The organism is Holdemanella sp. DFI.5.55 (genome assembly GCF_020593575.1).
Lineage (GTDB): Bacteria > Bacillota_I > Bacilli_A > Erysipelotrichales > Erysipelotrichaceae > Holdemanella > Holdemanella hominis.
In genome coordinates, this window is record NZ_JAJDMK010000470.1 from 1 (window position 1) to 211 (window position 211).

The 211-nt window shown below is 49.8% G+C and carries 1 protein-coding gene; it reads right to left on the bottom strand.

The window, feature by feature from the left end:
* Nucleotides 1-211 (bottom strand): aminotransferase class I/II-fold pyridoxal phosphate-dependent enzyme (locus tag LJE08_RS14835; RefSeq protein WP_227403693.1); only part of this gene is annotated, 211 nt, incomplete at both ends.

Below are 211 nucleotides of genomic sequence, written 5' to 3' on the forward strand. Positions count from 1 at the left end.
GCTGCCAAAGCGGCATATTGACTGACGGCTGCCATGTTGCCGGCTGCATGACTCAAGAACGTCTTCAGGCCCTTGACTACCTGCTCGTCAGCAATGGCATAGCCAACGCGCCAGCCAGTCATTGAGTAGGTCTTAGACATCCCATTAACCAAAATCGTCTGTTTGCGGATTTCTGGTGACAAATCAAGTAATGAGACAAATTCGGTTCCAT